Annotated in this window: 16 protein-coding genes; 8 read left to right on the forward strand and 8 right to left on the reverse strand. The window is 68.0% G+C overall.

What is annotated here, in order from left to right:
* The first annotated feature begins 133 nt into the window (after positions 1 to 133).
* On the forward strand, positions 134 to 637 hold the full coding sequence (locus tag A3OK_RS0106285) for a ferritin-like domain-containing protein (RefSeq protein ID WP_019904093.1): 504 nt from the start codon (positions 134 to 136) through the stop codon (positions 635 to 637).
* Positions 638 to 736: 99 nt separating this feature from the next.
* Here A3OK_RS0106285 and A3OK_RS0106290 read toward each other — a convergent pair whose 3' ends face one another.
* The 3 genes from A3OK_RS0106290 to A3OK_RS0106300 all read right to left on the reverse strand — a co-directional run bounded on the left by A3OK_RS0106290 (position 737) and on the right by A3OK_RS0106300 (position 4,313).
* Positions 737 to 2,065: an LLM class flavin-dependent oxidoreductase gene (locus A3OK_RS0106290; RefSeq protein WP_026596990.1), complete on the reverse strand. Its 1,329-nt coding sequence runs from the start codon at positions 2,063 to 2,065 to the stop codon at positions 737 to 739.
* 116 nt (positions 2,066 to 2,181) lie between these two features.
* On the reverse strand, positions 2,182 to 3,384 hold the full coding sequence (locus A3OK_RS0106295) for a GNAT family N-acetyltransferase (RefSeq protein WP_019904095.1): 1,203 nt from the start codon (positions 3,382 to 3,384) through the stop codon (positions 2,182 to 2,184).
* Positions 3,381 to 4,313 (reverse strand): hypothetical protein, encoded by a 933-nt coding sequence (locus A3OK_RS0106300; protein WP_019904096.1) that lies wholly within the window; start codon positions 4,311 to 4,313, stop codon positions 3,381 to 3,383. The genes A3OK_RS0106295 and A3OK_RS0106300 overlap by 4 nt, the downstream gene beginning before the upstream one ends.
* 256 nt (positions 4,314 to 4,569) lie before the next feature.
* Here A3OK_RS0106300 and A3OK_RS0106305 point away from each other — a divergent pair, with 256 nt between their 5' ends.
* Entirely contained in the window at positions 4,570 to 5,682 is a 1,113-nt protein-coding gene (locus A3OK_RS0106305) for a hypothetical protein (RefSeq protein ID WP_245259320.1), read from the forward strand.
* A gap of 432 nt (positions 5,683 to 6,114) precedes the next feature.
* Here the strand turns inward: A3OK_RS0106305 and A3OK_RS0106315 are convergent, their stop codons facing one another.
* The 3 genes from A3OK_RS0106315 to A3OK_RS0106325 are packed head-to-tail and all read right to left on the reverse strand — an operon-like array spanning position 6,115 to position 9,525.
* On the reverse strand, positions 6,115 to 7,458 hold the full coding sequence (locus A3OK_RS0106315) for an O-antigen ligase (RefSeq protein ID WP_019904099.1): 1,344 nt from the start codon (positions 7,456 to 7,458) through the stop codon (positions 6,115 to 6,117).
* Positions 7,459 to 7,471: 13 nt separating this feature from the next.
* On the reverse strand, positions 7,472 to 8,437 hold the full coding sequence (locus A3OK_RS0106320) for a glycosyltransferase (protein ID WP_019904100.1): 966 nt from the start codon (positions 8,435 to 8,437) through the stop codon (positions 7,472 to 7,474).
* Complete coding sequence (locus A3OK_RS0106325) at positions 8,434 to 9,525, reverse strand: endo-1,4-beta-xylanase (protein ID WP_026596991.1); 1,092 nt, start codon at positions 9,523 to 9,525, stop codon at positions 8,434 to 8,436. The genes A3OK_RS0106320 and A3OK_RS0106325 overlap by 4 nt, the downstream gene beginning before the upstream one ends.
* Positions 9,526 to 9,830: 305 nt before the next feature.
* On the opposite strand from A3OK_RS0106325, the gene A3OK_RS0106330 reads away from it, so the two are divergent.
* The 6 genes from A3OK_RS0106330 (at position 9,831) to A3OK_RS0106355 (ending at position 17,190) form a co-directional block, all read left to right on the forward strand.
* Positions 9,831 to 11,162, forward strand: coding sequence for a hypothetical protein (locus tag A3OK_RS0106330; protein WP_019904102.1), 1,332 nt, complete (start codon positions 9,831 to 9,833; stop codon positions 11,160 to 11,162).
* Positions 11,159 to 12,229, forward strand: a complete 1,071-nt coding sequence (locus A3OK_RS22405; RefSeq protein ID WP_245259321.1) for a DUF6492 family protein — start codon at positions 11,159 to 11,161, stop codon at positions 12,227 to 12,229. Before A3OK_RS0106330 ends, A3OK_RS22405 begins: the two co-directional genes overlap by 4 nt.
* Positions 12,230 to 12,444: 215 nt before the next feature.
* Positions 12,445 to 13,248, forward strand: a complete 804-nt coding sequence (locus A3OK_RS0106340; protein ID WP_026596992.1) for a class I SAM-dependent methyltransferase — start codon at positions 12,445 to 12,447, stop codon at positions 13,246 to 13,248.
* A complete protein-coding gene (locus A3OK_RS22410) occupies positions 13,245 to 14,123 on the forward strand; it encodes a polysaccharide deacetylase family protein (RefSeq protein WP_019904105.1) in 879 nt (292 codons plus the stop codon). The genes A3OK_RS0106340 and A3OK_RS22410 overlap by 4 nt, the downstream gene beginning before the upstream one ends.
* Before the next feature lie 314 nt (positions 14,124 to 14,437).
* The gene (locus A3OK_RS22415; RefSeq protein WP_051092906.1) at positions 14,438 to 16,318 is read left to right on the forward strand and encodes a GumC family protein; all 1,881 of its coding nucleotides are present in this window, start codon (positions 14,438 to 14,440) and stop codon (positions 16,316 to 16,318) included.
* The gene (locus tag A3OK_RS0106355; RefSeq protein ID WP_019904106.1) at positions 16,315 to 17,190 is read left to right on the forward strand and encodes a WecB/TagA/CpsF family glycosyltransferase; all 876 of its coding nucleotides are present in this window, start codon (positions 16,315 to 16,317) and stop codon (positions 17,188 to 17,190) included. The genes A3OK_RS22415 and A3OK_RS0106355 overlap by 4 nt, the downstream gene beginning before the upstream one ends.
* Before the next feature lie 10 nt (positions 17,191 to 17,200).
* On the opposite strand, the gene A3OK_RS0106360 is transcribed toward A3OK_RS0106355, so the two are convergent.
* Together A3OK_RS0106360 and A3OK_RS0106365 are read right to left on the reverse strand one after the other, a co-directional pair.
* Positions 17,201 to 17,857, reverse strand: a complete 657-nt coding sequence (locus A3OK_RS0106360; RefSeq protein ID WP_019904107.1) for a DUF1345 domain-containing protein — start codon at positions 17,855 to 17,857, stop codon at positions 17,201 to 17,203.
* An 88-nt stretch (positions 17,858 to 17,945) separates the two neighbouring features.
* On the reverse strand, positions 17,946 to 18,371 hold the full coding sequence (locus A3OK_RS0106365; protein WP_019904108.1) for a DUF393 domain-containing protein: 426 nt from the start codon (positions 18,369 to 18,371) through the stop codon (positions 17,946 to 17,948).
* Positions 18,372 to 18,498 lie beyond the last annotated feature (127 nt).

An 18,498-nucleotide genomic window follows, 5' to 3' on the forward strand; every position in this document is an offset into this window, starting at 1 on the left:
GGAATCCGCATTTTAACTTGGATCAAGCTTCGCCGTTTGCGGATTGGTTCAAGATAATGACCAAAGTTTATCTTCGGTACGGCGGATTTCGTTTGTCCTATGCGTCACGGATTCATGCGAGGAGCAACGAACCATGGGCATTTTCACGAAGGACATCCAGACCCTCGACGACCTGTTCGTGCATACGCTGCAGGACATCTATTATGCCGAGAACCAGATCACCAAGGCCTTGCCGAAGATGATCGCCAAGGCGAGCGACCCCGAACTCAAGAGCGGGTTCGAGAAGCATCTGTCTGAGACCGAGGGTCAGATCACCCGTCTGGAGCAGGTGTTCCAGATGCATGGCCACACGCCGAAGGCGGTCACCTGCCCCGCCATCGACGGGATCATCAAGGAGACCAACGAGATCTCGGGCGAGATCGGCGACAAGACGGTGCTCGATGCCGCGCTCATCGCCTCCGCCCAGGCGGTCGAGCATTACGAGATCACGCGGTACGGCACGCTCGTAGCCTGGGCCAAGCAACTCGGCCGGGACGATTGCGCCGGCGTGCTCCAGCAGACCCTGGACGAGGAGCGTGCCACCGATGAGCGGCTGACCCGGATGGCCGAGAGCGGGATCAATCGCCGCGCGGCCTGAACAGGCCCGGCCGCCTGCCCTGACGGGTGGGCGGCCAAGTCGCGTCATCCCGGAATTCGGTGAGCCTGACCGATCGACGAGACTCGGTCTCGGATCCGTTCAGGCCGGGAAGAAGCGGTTGGCCGGGCGCGGCAGGCCGAGATGATCGCGCAGGGTCGTCCCCTCGTATTCGGTGCGGAACAGGCCCCGGCGCTGAAGTTCGGGCACCAGCGTGTCGACCACGTCGTCGAGTCCTTCGGGCACGAAGGGGAACATCACGTTGAACCCGTCGCAGGCGCGTGTTTCGAGCCATTCCTCCATCTGGTCCGCCACGTCGGCCGGCGTCCCCACCATGGTGAGCCCGCCATAGCCGCCGACCCGCTGGGCGAGTTCACGCACCGTCGCCCCGGTCTTGCGGGCATAGCCGAGGATCTGCGCCTGGGCGCTCTTGCTGGCATTGGTCTCGGGGATGTCGGGGAGCGGCGCGTCGAGGTCGAATCCGGAGGCATCGATTCCGAGCCGCACGGAGAGGTTGGCGATCCCGCTATCGGTGGGGACCAGGGCGTCGAGCCGCGCCTTCTTGGCCTCGGCCTCGCCCCGCGTCCCGCCGAGGACGACGAAGGCGCCGGGCAGGATCTTGAGATGGTCGGGGTCGCGGCCGGCGGCGGGCATCCTGCCCTTCACGTCGGCGTAGAAATCCTGCGCGGCGGCGAGTTTCGAGCCCGAGCCGAACACCACCTCGGCGGTCTCGGCGGCGATCTGGCGTCCGGCTTCCGACGCGCCGGCCTGCACGATCACCGGCCAGCCCTGAATCGGCCGGGCGATGTTGAGCGGCCCCTTCACCTTCAGGAACTCGCCGGCATGGTCGAGGACGTGGAGCTTGGCGGGATCGAAATACACGCCCTCCTCCACGTCGCGGATGAAGGCGTCGTCGGCCCAGGAATCCCACAGGCCGGTGACCACGTCGAAGAACTCGCGGGCGCGGGCGTAGCGGACCGCATGGTCGAGATGGGCGTCGCGGCCGAAATTCAGGGCCTCGTCCGGGTTGCCGGAGGTGACGAGGTTCCACCCGGCGCGACCGTTCGAGATGTGGTCGAGGGAGGCGAACTTCCGGGCCACATGGTAGGGCTCGTTGTAGGTGGTGGACGCCGTCGCCACGAGTCCGATCCGCTCGGTGACGGCGGCGAGCGCCGGCAGCAGCGTCATCGGGTCGAACGAGGTGACGGTGGCGCTGCGCTTCAGCGCGGCCATGGGCATGTTCATCACCGCCAGATGGTCGGCCATGAAGAACGCGTCGAATTTCGCCGCTTCCAGGCGCTGGGCGAAGCGCTTGAGGTGAGGAAAGCTGAAATTCGCGTCCGGATATCCGCCGGGATAGCGCCACCATGCGGTGTGGATGCCGATTGGCCGCATGAAGGCGCCGAGATGCAGGCGGCGAGGTTGGGTCAGGCGGGGCTATCTCCGTTCGGCACGTGAAAGCGCAGCGTTGGAATAGAGCAGCGGCGGGAGAAAAGGGTTTCGGATTTCGGACGGAACAACGATGGATGTCCTGCGTGGACCCCTCTTCACGCCCGGCGTTCGCGCCAGAACACGATGGCCCGGCAGGCCATGTCCCTCACCCGCCGGTCGAGGGCGGGATATCGGCGAAGGGTCGAGACCAGCTTCGCTCGCGCCGCGCCTTTCAGGCCACGCCAGCCGAGGGGGAGCGTGAGGTCCACCAGCGCCAGGGGCTCGACCTTGAAACGGCGCTTGTAATCGTAGTCGCCGATGCTGAAGTCGAACGAGCGGCAGCCCTCGGCATGGAGCGCCTCCATGGTCTTGTCGATGACGAGGCGGCCCGGCGAGCAATGGGACCATGGCTCTCCGGCATTGCTGATGCGGATCATCACGTAGGTGCCGGCATCGCGGATGCCGAGCAACGCGGCGACGACCTCGTCTCCCGCTGTCAGGGCGCTGACGATGGCGTAGCCGCTGCCGAGGCCTTTCTCGACGAGACGCCGGTAGAAGGCATCGAACTCGGCTTCGTCGAGGCGGTAATCGGCACCGAGGCTGCGCATCCGCGCCTCCTGCTGCCGTGCCATGATCTCCAGCACCCGCTGGGCCTCGCCCTGATCCGTGACGATGCCAAACCGCGTCTCCGGCTCGCGGGAGAACACCCGCCAGCTTCGCTCCAGCTCCTTGCGCACGGTCTTGGCGAGGCTGCGATGATAGGCCTCCCAATCCTCTCCGGTCCTGACCTCGTTTCCGTTGAGCGGGCATGGGCACGCACCCCTGAGAAGGGCCAGCGGATTGGGACCATCGGCGAGGCGCGCCGGCATCTTGCGCAGGGAGAGGAGATCGGCGCGGGGCAGCGCGCGCCGGATCGCCTGCCACAATTCGAGGGCGCCGGCATGGTCCTGCGGCGAGGCGGGGCCGAGGAGCGGCGCGTTGTAATCGGTCAGGCCGAAATCGGCGAAGGCGATGATGCGGCGGCGGCCCGTCTCGTCGATTACGAGGGGGAGGTGAAGCGCCAGCGCCCCCGTCGCCGTGTCCCGCGCGGTCACCAGGAGCGGTGTGAGCCCTGCCCGGCCTCGGAGCGATTCGTACCAGGTCTCGATCCAGACCGGATCCTGGAAAGGCGTCGGCGCGCCGGTCCATCCGGCGACCGCCCGGGCCCAATCGGATGTGATCTCGACGCCGTAGCCCAGGGTGCCGAACCCGTCCGCTCTCGAACCCGCTGCGTCGCGGCTCCTGCCGCGTCGACCGGCCGGCAGCGCCGCTTCCGTCATGCCGGAGCGGACAGTTCGAGAATCTGGCCCGGACGGGCCGCATCGAGGCGGAAATCGACGGCGCGACGGGCGGCGCGCTCCTTCTTCACCCAGCCGCCGTTGCGCAGCAGCTTCTGCATCACCGCCTTCGACCAGTATCCCGGCCCGGTGATGGCATGGCTCGCAGGCTCGCGGCCGAAGCGATGGCGCAGCATGCCGTTGGCGAGATTGACGATCTGCTTGCGGCGGATCGGCTCGTCCACGAAGGAAACCGTCATCGACACGTTGAGGCAGTCGAGATTCTCGACCCGGTGCGGCGCGTTGAGCGGCCAGCTCAGCATCTGGCCGGGCAACAGTTCCATCACCTGGGCATGGGCGTCGTACCAGGGGGCGTAGGGCATATCGACCTCGACGTCGAAGAGGGCGATGTCCTCGAGATGCCTCGGCGTCACGAAGGGCGGGGTCGAGGGATAGACGTAGACCCGCTTCCGCCCGATGATCTGCCACAGGTGCTGCCCCGGCAGGTCGGCATGGTAATAGACCTGGGCGTTGGGCGACGAGATCAGGATGCCGCAGGTGGATTTCGCCGGTGAGAAGCCGGGCACGCGCCGGGCCAGTTCCTCGAACATGGCGTCGAGCGTGTCGCGGTAGCGCCGGTCGACTGTCTCGATGTTGCGCAGGTTGAGCCACATCCGCCCCTGCGCGATGGACTCGATCACCTGCGCTCCGGGAAGCCCCCCGGTCTCGCCCTCGCGCCAGAACTTGCGCTGGCCGGCCGCGCCCATATGGACGAGGCTGTACTGGTCGCGCGGATAGGCATCGATCAAGTCGGCCAAAGCCGCCCTCGAGAACAGGGCGGATTCGTGCAGCCGATGCTCGAGCCGCAGGGGCTGGTGGCCCCAAAGGGCGGCGTGGGTCTCGTTCCAGGACGTAAAGATCGGGTCGTTCATGGCTACGGCCAATCCGTATCGTGTCCCGCCGTTCCATCAGAAGGGCGGATCGATCCCCCTGCGGGACAGGGCCGATCCGTTTCCGGACACTACATCCGACGATGCCGTGAGCTTTGCAATCGCAATGCCGTCGGGGATGAGCCTCGGCAGGCAAGTCTATGCAGGCAAATCGATGAAAGCCTCGTCTACGAAAGCCTTTGGCAAGTGACCGCCGCTTAGGATCGGACGGCCACGTCCACTTCCGGAATCCCGCCGCATGACGCAACGCCCTGGACCGGAAGAGACGAGCCTCCCCTCCCCCTGCCTTCATCTCGTGGGAACGGGGCATCCGCCCTGCGGCATCGGCGATTTCGCCGCGCATCTGATCGAGGCGCTGCGGCACGACGGGATGCCCCAGGAGGTCCTCGCCCTGGAGCCGGGCCACGTGTCGTTCGGCGAGATCTGGCGCGCCGTGGGGAGAAGCCACGCCGTCATCGCCAACCTGCCCCTGGTCGCGTGGAAGCGGGCGCTCGCCGGTCCCCCGGCGGCCTTCGCCATGGCGCTCCTGCGGCGGCGGCGGCGTATCGCGATCCTGCACGAATGGGGCGGTATGCACCGTCTGCGCCGGCTCGTCCTGAGGCCGCTCCTCCTCCTTTCGGACACGATCGTCCTCCTGTCGCCGCAGGTGCGTGACGAGTTGGCCGCCGATCCGGTGATCGGCCGCCTCGCGCGGGGCGCGGTGATGATGCCCCTGCCCCCGAACATCGCGCGGCCTGCCGCCTCGGCGCCGAGCGCTTTGTCCGAACGGATGCGCGCCGCCCGCGACCAGGGCCGCCTCATCCTCGGTCATTTCGGCTCGATCTATCCGGGCAAGCAGCCGGAGGCGATCCTCGACATCGCGGCGAGTCTGAAGGCGCGCGGCGCCGATCCGCTCGTCGTCTTCATCGGCTCGTTCATCCGCGCCTCGGACGGGATCGAGGAGATCTTCTGGAACAAGGTCGCGGCGCTCGGCCTCGCCGAGACCGTCGTGGTCTCCGGCTACGTCGCCTCGTCCGAGGAGTTGTTCGGCCTGTTCGACGAGGTCGACGCCTTCGCCTACGTGCTTCCCGAGGGGCTCACCGCGCGCCGCGCCAGCGTGCTGGCCTGCGTCCAGGCCGGACGCCCGGTCATCGTGACCGAGCCGAAGCGCGCGGATGAGTTCGACCACCATCCGCGCTTCCATGAGCTCCTGTCCGGCGGGGCCATCGTCGCGGCCCCGAGCGGAGCCGGACCCGAGACCTATGCGGACCTCGCTCAGGCGGCCGCCGCGCGCCCGACGCGGCCGCCCGAACTCGACCGGCAGGTCTGGTTCGCCGATGCGGCCCGCGCCCTGAGGTCCATCCTCGGCTGAAGGCATCTCGTCAGGGAGGCGCTCGCCTGGTGCGGAAGTCTTGGACGAGTCGGCAGGCTTGGACGGGTCGGCAGGCTTGGACGGGTCGGCGGGCTTGGTATTCGCCTCCGTCGTCCCTTTCTCGGGACCCATCGTCATTGTCCCGGATCGGCGATCGGGTAGTGTGTCGCGCTTGAGGGGTGCGAACTTTGCGCTTTCGTGATGGCGAAGGGGCAAGGAGGTAGACCGTGACCCAATTTGACGCAGACAATGTCCCGAAACAGGACAGGTTCCGCTTGACCGAACACCTGGCGATGGGTGGGTTGATCGTCGGCGGAATCGCGACGTTGCTATGGCTCGGCCTGCTCGTGACCCTCGGTGGCTGGGCCGTCGGCATCTTCGAGTTCTAGGATCATCGGCCCGAGGCGTGAGACCATCGTCGTTCGGGCCGTTTCACGCGCTGCGGAATCGGGCGAGGTAGCGCAGGCCGAACACGGAGACGAGGAAGGTGACCCAGATCGGGTCGCCGCCGTCGAAGAGGAAGCTCTCCATGCAGGAGAGCAGCAGCCCGAACAGCCAGATCTGCACGAACATCGTCGCGAGCGGGTCGGTCCGGCCGCTCGCCTCGATCCTCATGATGTCGCGCAAGGGAGCGACGACGAAGATCGCGAGCACGAGAACGAGGCCGGGCAGGCCCAGGGTCACCGCGGTGTCGAGGTAGCTGTTGTGGCTGTGCGAGGCATATCCGGCCCAGCTCGACCCATCGTCGGAGGCCGCGCGCACGGTGACGTTGTTCCAGAACGCCGAGAAGCCGTAGCCCGTGAGCGGACGCGCCCCGAGCGCCTCGATGGCGAACTCCCACACATCGGTCCGGCCGGTGAAGGTGGGGTCGACGGGGAGCGCCCTCACGATGGCGGCGAGGGGTTCGCTGACCACCGTGCCGACGCTGAACAGGTTGATCGCGAAGAGCGGAACCAGGGTGAGGAGGATGCGGCCCCGGAAGGAGCGGATGACGGTGAAGAGCCCCGTGATCGCCAGCGCCGCCACCAGGAGAGCCGTCGCGCTCTTGCCTTCGGAGCCGACCAGGAAGAGCCCGGACAGGGCGACGATGACGAGGCCGACCGCCATGAGCCCCGAGCGCGCGACGGCGATGCCGATGAAGACCAGCATGGCCATGACCGCCGCAGCACCGTTCTTGTGGCCGAATACGCCGCGCCAATTGCCCGCGAGCATCGGCTCGACCACGTCGTTCGCCTGGTGGATGGCGAGATCCGGCGCGAGCAGCATGCCGAGATAACAGGCCCCGAGCAGCAGCAGCGACGCGATGGCCAGGAGATTGCGCAGATCGTTCCGAGAGCGCGCCAGCAGCGGCAGGCAGGCCGATGCCAGCATCACCGCCCCGGTCAGGGTCAGGCGCTTGGCCGATGTGGCGGGATCCTGCGACAACACCACGTTCAAGGCGAGCCAGGCGCCCAGGGCCAGGAACCAGGGCGAGACGAACGAATTCAGGGCGCGGGCATGGCCCACGACGGTCAGGGCGAGAGCCAGCGCGGCAAGGATGCCGAAGCTCGCGTAGGTCAGTCCCTCGCGCCCCGAGCTCAGTTCCGCGACGTCCGGATTGCTCAAGTCCTGAAAGGGTCTGAGCGAGATCCAGGCGAGCAGGAGGAATGCGAGGAAGACGGCTTTCCGCGCGATGACGCTGGCGGGTGTCTCGGCCAGCGCCGTCTGCAGCCGGCGCCATCCTCCGGGGGCGGCCTCGGAGGCCGGCAATCCGGCGGCGGGTGCACCCGTCTTCATCGGTGTCCCGCTTTCATCTCCCGCGCGTCCGCAGGCGCGGCGTGCTGGCGCGGTAGGGCTGCGGCTCGACGCCCAGGGCCGCGAGGCAGCGCCCGACGGCCACCAGGATCGGGTGCAGGGCGATGGTCGGCTCCCGCGTCCGGGCCAGGTCGAGGATGCTGCGTCCGAAGGAGAGCCCGAGGACCGCGAAGGACTTGCCGGCCAGGGCCACGAGGCCGAGGCTGCCGCTCACATGCTTGCGCTCGATCCGGTAATTGACGGCGCCGATCCGCAGGCCCCGCGCGGCGAGCCATCCCGTCCGGGTGCGGGCGAGGGGCACCGTCTCGGTGATGACCGCGTCCGACTCCCAGTAGAAGGTCACGCCGGCCCGGCGGGCGCGGACGAAGAAGTCGGTGTCGCCGCCGCCGAGGAAATTGTAGCCCGTGTCGAAGGGCGGTGCGCCCATCAGCGCGAAGGTGCGACGCGTGATCAGGCAATTGCCGCTGCCGTAGATCACCGGCACCGGCCCGCTCTTGTCGTAGGCGGGGGCGAAGGCGGGATGCCGGTCGAGGCCCGACCGGCTCCCCGGCTCGAAGCGCGGCATCACCGGTCCGCCGACGATGCCCGCCCCCGTGCGCAGAGCCGTCGCTACCATGCGTTCGAGCCAGTCCGGCTGGGCGAGTTCGTCGTCGTCGATCATCAGGAAGTAGCGGCACTCGGGATAGGCCGCGAGCGCGGTGGTGAAGGCGCGGTTGATCGCCGAGCAATTGCCCTGGCGCTGCTCCACCGCGCACTGGCCCTGGAGCGGCCCCTTCGCGAACACTTCCTCGGCGGCCATCCGCCCGGCCTGCGCCGCGGCGTCGTTATCGACCACGACCACGGCGAAGCGCCGTCCGGTCCGCTGGCGCGCCAGGGATGCGAGGGTCTGGACGAGGTGTTCCGGCCTTCTGAAGGTCGGGATGCAGACCACCGCGTCGAAAGGAGTGGCGCGCGCCTTCACGACGCGCTTCCGGTGAAGCGCTCGATCACATTCATCAGCGGCTTGGGCCTCAGGTCGGAATCCAGGGGAAGCGGCCGGTTCGCCGTTCCGTCGGAGCGGGTGAAGTATATCGGCACCCAGGTATAACGATCCGTAATGCCCCAGGTCAGGACCGCGCTCGGCGGCGTCACCTCGTCCACCGCCTGCAGGAAATCGGCCGCCTTCTTCGCGACGATGGCGTCGCGCGTGGCGAAGTCGGTCGGCAGCCCGGCATCGATCACGTCGAGTTCGGTCACCAGAACGTCGAGCTTCATCGCCTTGATCTCCCGCAGGAAGCTCTGGAGGCCGTCGCGGTCGAGCTCCCGGTCCGCGAACAGGTGCGCCTGCAGGCCGATGGCGTGGATTGGGATGCCCCGGTCGAGGAGGGAGCGCGCGATCGCGAGGATGCCGGCGCGGCGTTGGGCGAAGCGCGGCCCGACATACTCGATGTCGTATTCGTTGAGGACGAGCCGGGCCGCGGGATCCGCGGCGTGAGCCGCCTTGAAGGCGATCGGGATGTACTCGGCCCCGAGTGTCTTCGTCCAGACGAAGCGGCGCAGGTCCTGCGGCGAGGCGGGGTTGTCGGGCATCGGCTCGTTCACCACGTCCCACGAGCCGATGAAGCCGCGATAGCGGGACACCACCGTCTCGATATGGCTGGTCAGCACCCATTCCGCCTCGACCGGACTGGTGATCGCCTCGGCCCAGGCCGGCATCCCGCCGTACCAGGCCAGGGTGTGGCCGCGCAGGCCGAGCCCGTTGCGGCGGGCGAAGGCGGCGATCCGGTCGGCTTCACCGAAATCGAAGGTCTCGCGGTTCGGCCGCAGGACCGGCCATTTTAGGCCGCCCTCGGGCACCAGCAGCCGGCATCTGTCCGCCAGCGCCGCGCCGTATGCGGCATCCGCCGCCAGGGCGTCCCCGCGGACGGCGGCGCCGAAGGGAATCTTTCGCGGCGCGGCGGCCATGGCCGGACCATGGCCGAGGGGGGTGCCCAGGGCGCTTCCCACGCAGAGGACGCCGCCGAGGGCCCCTTTCAGGATGGCCCGGCGGTCGGAGGGCGCTGTCGTCATGCCGAAATCTCGCGAGACGTGGCCATCGTCCAAAACGGTACACTCGGCCGGGACGCGGCGAACGGTTTTGCAAGATCAAGTCCGCACATACGCTATCATCCGTCGCGCGCGATGCCCTTCGCAGTCTCGACCCTTGTGGCATGACTTGCGCGGCCCGGCGACCAGGACATGGCTCTGAACGATCTGCCTCCGACCGACATGACGTGCGAACGATGCGCCCCGAACCCGGATATGACGGTGCATCGTCCGCGAGCGAGTCCGGCGCATGTCCCGGCTCTGGCACGGGCTCTGCGGATACGCCGGCCATGACGGCACATCTGTCCCGAAATCCGACGCCCGTCGCGGGACGCCGCATCAGGCATTGGCACGTCGCGCCGATGCGCCTCGTCGCCGGCGCGTGGTCGACCCACCGCACCATGCTGATCGGCTACGGGCAGCTTCTGGCGGGCGCCGGCAGTCGCCTCGTGCTCCAGATGGTCTACTTCCTGGTTCTCGCCAATACGCTCAGTCTCGCGGAGATGGGCGTCTTCGCCTCCGTCTCGGCGGCGGGCGTGATGATCGGATGCCTGGCGGGATTCGGTTTCCAATCCTTCGTGATGCGGTCGGCTGCCGGCCGGCGCTCGTCGATGGGCGCTTATCTCGCCGTCTACTATGCCTGTTTCGCCCTCGCCCTGCCGATCATGTTCGGCCTCTCGCTGGCCCTCTACGTCCTGCTGTTCCGGGACGTGATCGCCCTGCCCGGCTATCTCGCGATCATCGTGGTGGAGGTGGCGCTCTGGCGCCAGATCGAGCTTCTCGTCCAGGTGAACAACGGTCTCGGCCGCTACGCCGCCGCGGCCACCGTGGTGTCGCTTCCCGTCGGCTTCCGCGCGGCCGCCGCCGTGGCGTTCTGGGCGGCGGGCGGCGGCGACGCGGAGACCTGGGCGATCTACTACCTCGTCGGCAACGCGGTCTCGGTGACCGTCCTCGCCATCCTGTTCCATCCCCGGACGCGGATGCGGTTCCGCGCGGTGCTGCTCAAGGGCAAGCTCCGCGACGGCCTGCTCTATGCCGCGTCCTACTTCATGTTCCTCGCCCAGGGCGAGATCGACAAGCTCATCGTCCTGACGCTGGCCGGCGAGCGCATGGCGGGCATCTACGCGATCTCGATGCGGCTCATCGACCTCACCGGGGTGCCGCTGCGGCCGATGTTCATGATGTACTCGCGCAAGCTCATCCAGGCCGGCCGCGCCACGAGGGCGAATTTGCGCGAATGCCTGAAGGTGGAAGCGATGGTGGCGGCGGTCTCGACGGGCGCCCTCGTCTTCATGATCGCCGTCCTGCACATCCGGCCGGACCTTCTCGGGCCCAACGTGTCGGCCGCCTACGGCATGCTCACCGTCATCATCGCCGTGCCGGCGGTGCGGAACCTGCTGGAATTCCAGGGAGAGCTGTTCTTCGCCTTCGGCCGGATGGGCTTGCGCGCGGGCGTCACCGCCGCTCTCATCGCCTTCAAGGCTCTGGCCTTCGTCCTGCTCCTCACGGCGCTTCCCAATCCGGAGCAGTGGAGCCTGTGGCTGAACGCGATCTACGTGGCGATCTACGCGGTGTCCTTCTTTACCCTCTACGGTCTTTTGTGGCGGAACACGGCACCGTGATCGCGACAGGCCCTGACAGGCACGGTCCGGTGACGGAATCCTTCACCGTTCCCGGCGCAGGGTCCCGCATGATGAAGGGCGGCCGATCGAAGGAGGTGCGCATGAAGGCCGAGACCGGAGATCTCCCGTCCGCATCCGCGGGACAGGGCCGGGCCGAGACGGTGGGCCTGATCACGCTCAGCCACCGGGGCGACCTCGAGCGTTGCGCCCTCCTGTTCGAGACCATCGACCGGCACGCGACACCGCGCGGCTGCCACTACGTCATCGTCGACGACGAAGACGTGGCGCTGTTCGCGCGTTTTGCCCGCCCCGACCGCCATATCCTGCCGCTGTCGCAGTTCCTGCCCTGGTGGATGAAGCCGATTCCCGTCCTGCGCTGGCGCGGGCGCCGTTACTGGCTCACGCCGTTCGGCAAGCCGATCAGCGGCTGGCATATCCAGCAGATCGTCAAGATCGAGGCCACGCGCCGTCTGCCCGAGGCCCGCTACTGCCTGATCGATTCCGACATCTACTTCTTCCGGGACTTCGACCTCGCCGCCTTGGCCGAGCCGAACCCGACGCCGTTCCACGTCCATCCCGGCGGCGTCATGGAGAACCGGCCCCGCCACATCCTCTGGATCGGCACCGCGAGCCGTCTCCTCCGCACCACGCAGCAGAGCGTGCCCGCCGACGATTACATCGACCAGATCATCATCTGGGATCAGGCGACCGCACGGGCGATGACCGACCGGATCGAGGCGGTGACCGGGCATGGCTGGGTCGGTGCCCTGTGCCGGGACCGCAACTTCTCGGAATACATGATCTACGGCACCTTCGTCGCCAACACGCCCTCGGCGATGGCGCGGCACGCGGTGACGACGCGGAGCTATTGCAGGACGCATTGGGAAGACGACCCCTTGAGCGAGTCCGACATCCTCGCCATGCTGGAAGCCGCCACGCCGACGGAGCGGGCCTTCTGTATCCAGTCGTTCGGATCCACGCCTCTCTCGACGATCCGCACGAGTATCGAGACGTTCTATTCCCGATGCGGAGTAGAAAATTCGAAACGGCGGACGGAAGCTGCGTGAGGGCTGCATTTCTGCGCCCCTAGACTTGTGTGATTAATGATGAGGGCACTCGAGGGCTCGCTGGATGTGCCTTTGTGCGCTTTGTACTTGGAAAAGTAAGGTTTGCCGTGGCATGAGCAGGACACGGTCGACGCGCGTCCAGAAGGGATCTTCGTTCCATGTCCTCCCCCTCGTCCCGCCCCTCCAAGACGGCATAGAGACGGAGCATGCAGGCCATGGCACAGAACGGCACCTCGGCGACGGCGATGCAGGTCGCTTTTGACGATCTCCACCACGATACGGAGATGCCGGCCGGCGAGGCGGGGTTCAGCCTCGCGAAGGTCCACGAAATCCTGCAGACCCTGCTGCCGCCCGGCGAGGTCTCGGTCTACGAGGCCGGCGGCGGGGCCTCCTCCTATCTTCCGGTCTCGGTGCTGCGCCGCTCCCGCGTGACCGTGGTCGATATCGACCCGACCCAGGTGAGCAACAACGGCTATGCCGAGACGGTGATCTGCGGCGACGTGCAGACCCACCGCTTCACGCCCGGGACCTTCGACCTCGTCACGAGCTACAACGTCATCGAGCATCTCGCCGATGTCGGCGCGGCGATGGAGCGCTTCGCCGAAAGCCTGAAGCCCGGCGGTCTCTTGCTCATCGGCGCACCGCATCCGCGCTCGCTCTCGGGGCTGGTGACCAAGTATTCACCGCACTGGTTCCACGTCTGGTTCTACCGCCATATCCGCGGCCACGAGCGGGCGGGCGAGCCGGGCGAGCCTCCGTTCCCGGTCTTCTACCACCCCCTCGTCCTGCCGGCCCGGTTGAAGCCCTTCCTCGATCGTTTCGGCCTCGAGCCCGTCTACGAGCGCGTCTACGAGAGCCCGCGCTACGCGGAGATGCGGGAGCGCCGTCCCCGGTTGGCGGCCGTCGTCGACGGCATCACCGACCTGGCGAACATGGCGGCGGCCCGGCGCATCAACCTGCGCCACGGCGACTATCATCTGGTTCTGCGCAAGCGGGCGGAGCATCCAACCCCCCGATGACCCCCGACGCCATCATCGATCGCGACGCAGCACAGCTGAGGGCCCAACTCTCGCTCCGGGCTCGGATCTCCCATCGCCTGTCAAGACATGTCCGGATCGCGCCCGCGCTTCCCGCCCTGCGCGGTCCGATGCTGAGCATCACCTTCGACGACGTGCCCGACACGGCCTGCAGCACCGGTGCGGCTTTGCTCGACGCCCACGGCGCGAAGGGCACGTTCTACGTCTCCCGCACCCTCCTCGGCACCCGTAACGAGCATTGGCGGGTCGCCGGACCGGAGGCTCTGGCGGAGATCCATCGCCGTGGGCACGAGATCGGCTGCCACACCCATTCCCACGGTCTCGTGCCGGCCCTCGACGCAGGCACCTTCGCGGCCGACATCCGGCGCAACCGGGACGAACTGGCGACCCTCGTGCCGGGTCTGAGGCTGGAGAATTTCGCGTTTCCCTACGGTTACGCCTCGCTCGCCGCCAAGCGCGTCCTGAACCGGATGTACTCTTCCAGCCGCAGCATCGTGCCGGGCCTGAATGCCGGGCGCATCGACCGCCATTTCCTGCGCGCGAATCCGCTCTTCGACCGCTGCCTCGATGCCGATTCCCTCGCGCGCCTGATGGACGAGGCGGTCGCCCGCAACGGCTGGGTGATCTTCTTCGGCCACGACGTCGCCGAGGGAGCGAGTCCCTATGGCTGCTCCCCCTCCCTGCTCGATGCGACCCTCGCGGCCGCGAAAAGGCGCGGCATCCCAACGGTCTCGATCGCGGAGGGGATGGCCCTCGCCTGCGGAACCGCCGAGGAGCGGCGCCCGTCCGGGACTGAATCCCGACCGTCGTCCGAGCTCGCGACGCGGCTCGCCAAAGGCCGCACACGCGGCGCGTGAGCCCGGCCCGGCCTCGGTCGGTCCCGCCGGACGCGACGGCCTGATCCCGTCGCCTGCGTTCATGTGCCGCTCGAAGGCGCCATAAAGACTACATTCATCATCGCATCGCGTTGTGCTGCATTCGGCGACGAGCCACTGAGAATTTAATCAAGCCTTGGACTCGTGGTTGCTATTCTCCTCTGCGTTCGGCCCGTGACCTTTAGATCGTGCCATCTTGGGACATGATCGGACGGAAGCGGGAAGGATGAGACGGGGACCCGGTCACGATCCGGGTCCGCCTTCCCGAGAGAGCCCATGATGTTGGGGAGCCATTGATGTTGGTCTACGACGACCCCCCGCCATCCGGCGGGCCCGGAACGGCCCAGCCGATGCGGAGCGGCTACCGTCTGTCCGCCGGGGGCGTGGTCTCCGCCTTGCGCCGGCGCATGATCTGGATCCTCGTCTGTGCCCTCGTCCTGGCCGGTGCCGGCCTCGTCGTCGGAAAGATGCTGACACCGCGCTACACCGCCGAGGCGCAGATCTACATCGACCCGCGCGACCTGAACCTCGTCTCCCGCGAACTGACCACGGGCGGCCAGGATTCCAACGCCTACCAGAGCGTGGTGGAGAGCCAGACCCGCCTGATCACCTCGAGCAGCGTGCTGCGCCGGGCCGTCGACGCCACCGGTCTCACCAAGGACGACGAATTCGTCGCCGCGTCCGGCGGCGGGATGTTCGCGAAGTTGAGCGCCGCTCTGGGCCTCGGGAGCCAGGAGGTGCCGACGGATGCCGAAGGCGACGCGAACGCGGCGATCGGGATCCTGCAGCAGCGCCTCTCCGTGCGCCGGACGGGCCGGACCTACGTGGTCGACGTCTCCGTGTGGTCCCGGGATCCGGCCAAGGCCGCACGCCTCGCCAACGCCGTCGTCGCCGCCTATCTCGCCGAGGATGCCGCCTCTCGCACCGAGGCCGCCAACCGTGCCAATGCCGGCCTGACCGCTCGGCTCGGCGAGTTGCGCAACGCCCTCAACGCGGCGGAGAACCGGGTTCAGGCCTACCGGGCCGAGACCGGCCTCGTCGGCACGCGCGACGCCCTCGTCACCGACCAGCAACTGACGCAGCTCAATTCGCAGCTGGCCGCCGCCCGTGCCCGCGTGGCCGAGGCGCAGGCCCGACTCGGACAGAGCCAGCGCATCGCCCGCTCCGGCCTCGATGCCGGGGCGACGGACGATGTCCTCGCCTCGCCGACCGTGGCCGCCCTGCGCAGCCAATATGCGGAACTCACCCGGCGCCAGGCCGAACTCACCAACGACCTCGGCCCGCGCCACCCCTCCGTCTCTTCCATCGCCAAGCAGGTCGCGCAGGCGCGGCGCTCCATCGACCAGGAGGTCGCCCGCTTCGCCCAGGCCGCGCAGACCGACCTCGCCAAGGCGCAGGCCACGGCGTCGGCCCTGGAAAAGAATTTCGACCAGGCCAAGGGTCGCACGGTCGGTCTCGCCCAGGCCTCGATCCGCCTGCGCGAGCTCGAGCGGGAGGCGGAGGCCGGCCGCTCGGTCTACGAATCCTTCCTCACCCGCTCGCGCGAGACCGGCCAGCAGGCCTATCTCGACATGGGCAACGCCCGTGTCGTGACCTCGGCGACGAAGCCGATCATGCGCAGCTTCCCGCCTCCCGCCCGCACGCTGATGGCGATGGGGCTCGTGGCCGGGCTCGGCCTCGGCGTCCTCCTCGCCCTGCTCGACGACTGGGCGAATTTCGGCCGCCCGGAACGTGTCCGGGTGCCGAGGCCGTCTCGCGCTCCCAGGCCGGCCCGAGCCGCCGAGCCGGCCCGGATGCCCAATTCCGTCGAGGCGACCGATCCGGTCCCGGCACCGATGCCGCCGCGTGCCCTGAAGGAAAACCGCATCCCGGTCGCGCCCCGCTCGTTCCGCGCGCCGGATCTTCCCGATCTCCCGCGATCGCCGATGGCCTTCTTCCGGAACAGATTCAAGGACCCCGATACCAAGCCGGACGTCGCTCCCGCGGCACGGGAGGAACCGAAACGTCCGGTGGAGCCGGCGCCTCGGGCCGAACCGAAACCCCGCCGTGAACCGGATCAGGCCGTGGAGCGTTCGTTCGACAAGCCGGCTTCCGCCGGGATCCGGTCGACCAAGCGTTCGTCGCCCGCACCGTTCAGTATTTCGGGCGCGGCGGCGCTGGTTGGAGGGGCCCGATGACAACACCCTCACGTGCGCTCCTCCGCCATGTTCCCACGACCTCCCTCGGCGGCTTGTCGATTGCCGCCGTCGGGATGCAGGAGACCGTGGATCTCATGGTCGAGGCCGTGCGCCTCCATCCGCGGCCCGGAACGCCCCTCTACCTGACCTCGGCCAACGGTGAGGTGATGTCGCGGCACGCCCGCGATGCCGAATTCGCCCGGCTGATGGACTTGTCGGACCTGATCAATGCCGACGGACAGCCGATGGTGTCGATGTCGCGCTTGATGGGCGACCGGCGTCTACCCGAACGCGTCGCCACCACCGACCTGTATCACGGGGTCGCCCGGAAGGCGGCCGCGGCCGGCCTGACCTTCTACCTGTACGGTGCCACCGAGGACGAGAACCGCGCCGCCGTGGAGACGTCGCAGCGGCTGTATCCCGATCTGCGCATCGCGGGCCATTGTCATGGCTACCTCGCGGGCGACGCGCTGCAGGACAAGATCGCCGAGATCGACGCCCTGGCGCCCGACATCCTGTGGATCGCCCTCGGCGTGCCCCGCGAACAGGCCTTCGTACGGGATTACGGACCGCTTCTGCGGAACGTCGCCGTGATCAAGACCTCCGGCGGGTTGTTCAACTTCCTTTCCGGAAGTCGCAGCAGGGCTCCGTCCTGGGTCCAGCGGATCGGCTTCGAATGGCTCTGGCGGTTGGCGCAGGAGCCGAGGCGCCTGTTCTGGCGCTACTTCCTCACCAATCCGCACTCGCTCTATCTCATCCTCACGCGGAGCGGTGCGAACTGGCGCGACAGGAACGGCAAGCCCGGCTCGCAGACGCCGCAGACCGGGCCCGACGGGCGCGACCTCGGAGCGGAACGGGTGAAGCAGGCCTGACCGCTCCGGCTCAATGCTGCGCGAAGCCTGCCGCCATGTTCACCGCCAGGGCCAGGACGCTGGTGTTGAACAGGTAGGCATAGACCGTCTGTGCCGTGACGATCCGGCGGAACGCCTTGCTCGTGATGTCCGTATCCGACGTCTGGGAGGTCGCCCCGATGGTGACGGAGAAGTAGAGGAAGTCCCAGAAATCCGGCTCCTCGTCGCCGGGAAAGTCGAGCCCGCCACGGCTTCGACCGTCCTCGCCCCCGCCATAATACAGATGGGCGTAATGCACGGTGAAGACCACCTGCACGAAGACCCAGGCGCAGAGCATCGTCATGATCGCCAGCGCGATCAGCGGCAGGCGCTGCGCGCCCGGCTCCTGCTCCCCGATGACCAGCATCGCCACGGCACCGCAACTCGCGATTCCCGCCAGGATGGCGAAGAGCGAGATCACCGGGGCGCTGTCGTCGAGCCGCGAGGCCTCCCGGCGCAGGGAGTCTCGCGACAGGGACGATGTCCGCCAGATGACGAGGGTGGTGTAGAGGACGACCCCGACGCACCAGCCCATGAGGAGGCGCGTCCAGAGCGAGGCGACCGGAAGAGCCACCGCGAGCACGGTCGTGAACACGATCGAGCCGAGCAGTCGCGGACGCAGCAGGAAGGCCTGGAAGGGGTTCTGCATGGGGGTGACTCGCGGAAGGTCAGGGCGCCCGGCCATAGCGCAGATGCGCGCCCGCGCGATAATCGCATCCCCGTGATGACGCCGATGATCAGACCTTCGGTGAGCCGCAGGCCGTGTCGCAGGGCGCGCCCTTCCTGCCACGGAACCGAGTGAAGAGCCGGGCGAGGGAGGGGCGCAGGGGCAGGAACCGGCGGTAGGCGGCCTCGGCCAGAATCGGCATGCCGGGCAGGCTCGCGAAAATCGCCAGCCAGCGCCAGCCCGGCAAGTGCCGCCAGAGCCGGATGAATCCTTTCGCCCCGGAGGCGAGGCGGCCGTGCTCATCCCGGACGTGGAAGCGGGCCCGGGCGGCCGCGCGGGTGAGATCGGGCCCCAGAATGTCGGGGGCATCGTCACCGCTCACATCGACGAACCGAAGCCGTTCGGACCCGCGGCTGCGCCGGTAGGTCCTGATCTCGGCGGCGCAGAGCGGGCAGGCTCCGTCGTAATAGACCGTCAATACGCCGGGCTGGGTCATGGTGGATCGATGCATCGGTTCGAGACGTGGAGATCACGTCCCGGGACAACGCTTCTGCTCAGCAAACGCTCACATCGAAGCGAAACGCCCGCACCATCGATCGGAGCGATGGTACGGGCGTTTCGTC

Origin of the sequence: Methylobacterium sp. 77, from assembly GCF_000372825.1 — a bacterium.
GTDB lineage: Bacteria > Pseudomonadota > Alphaproteobacteria > Rhizobiales > Beijerinckiaceae > Methylobacterium.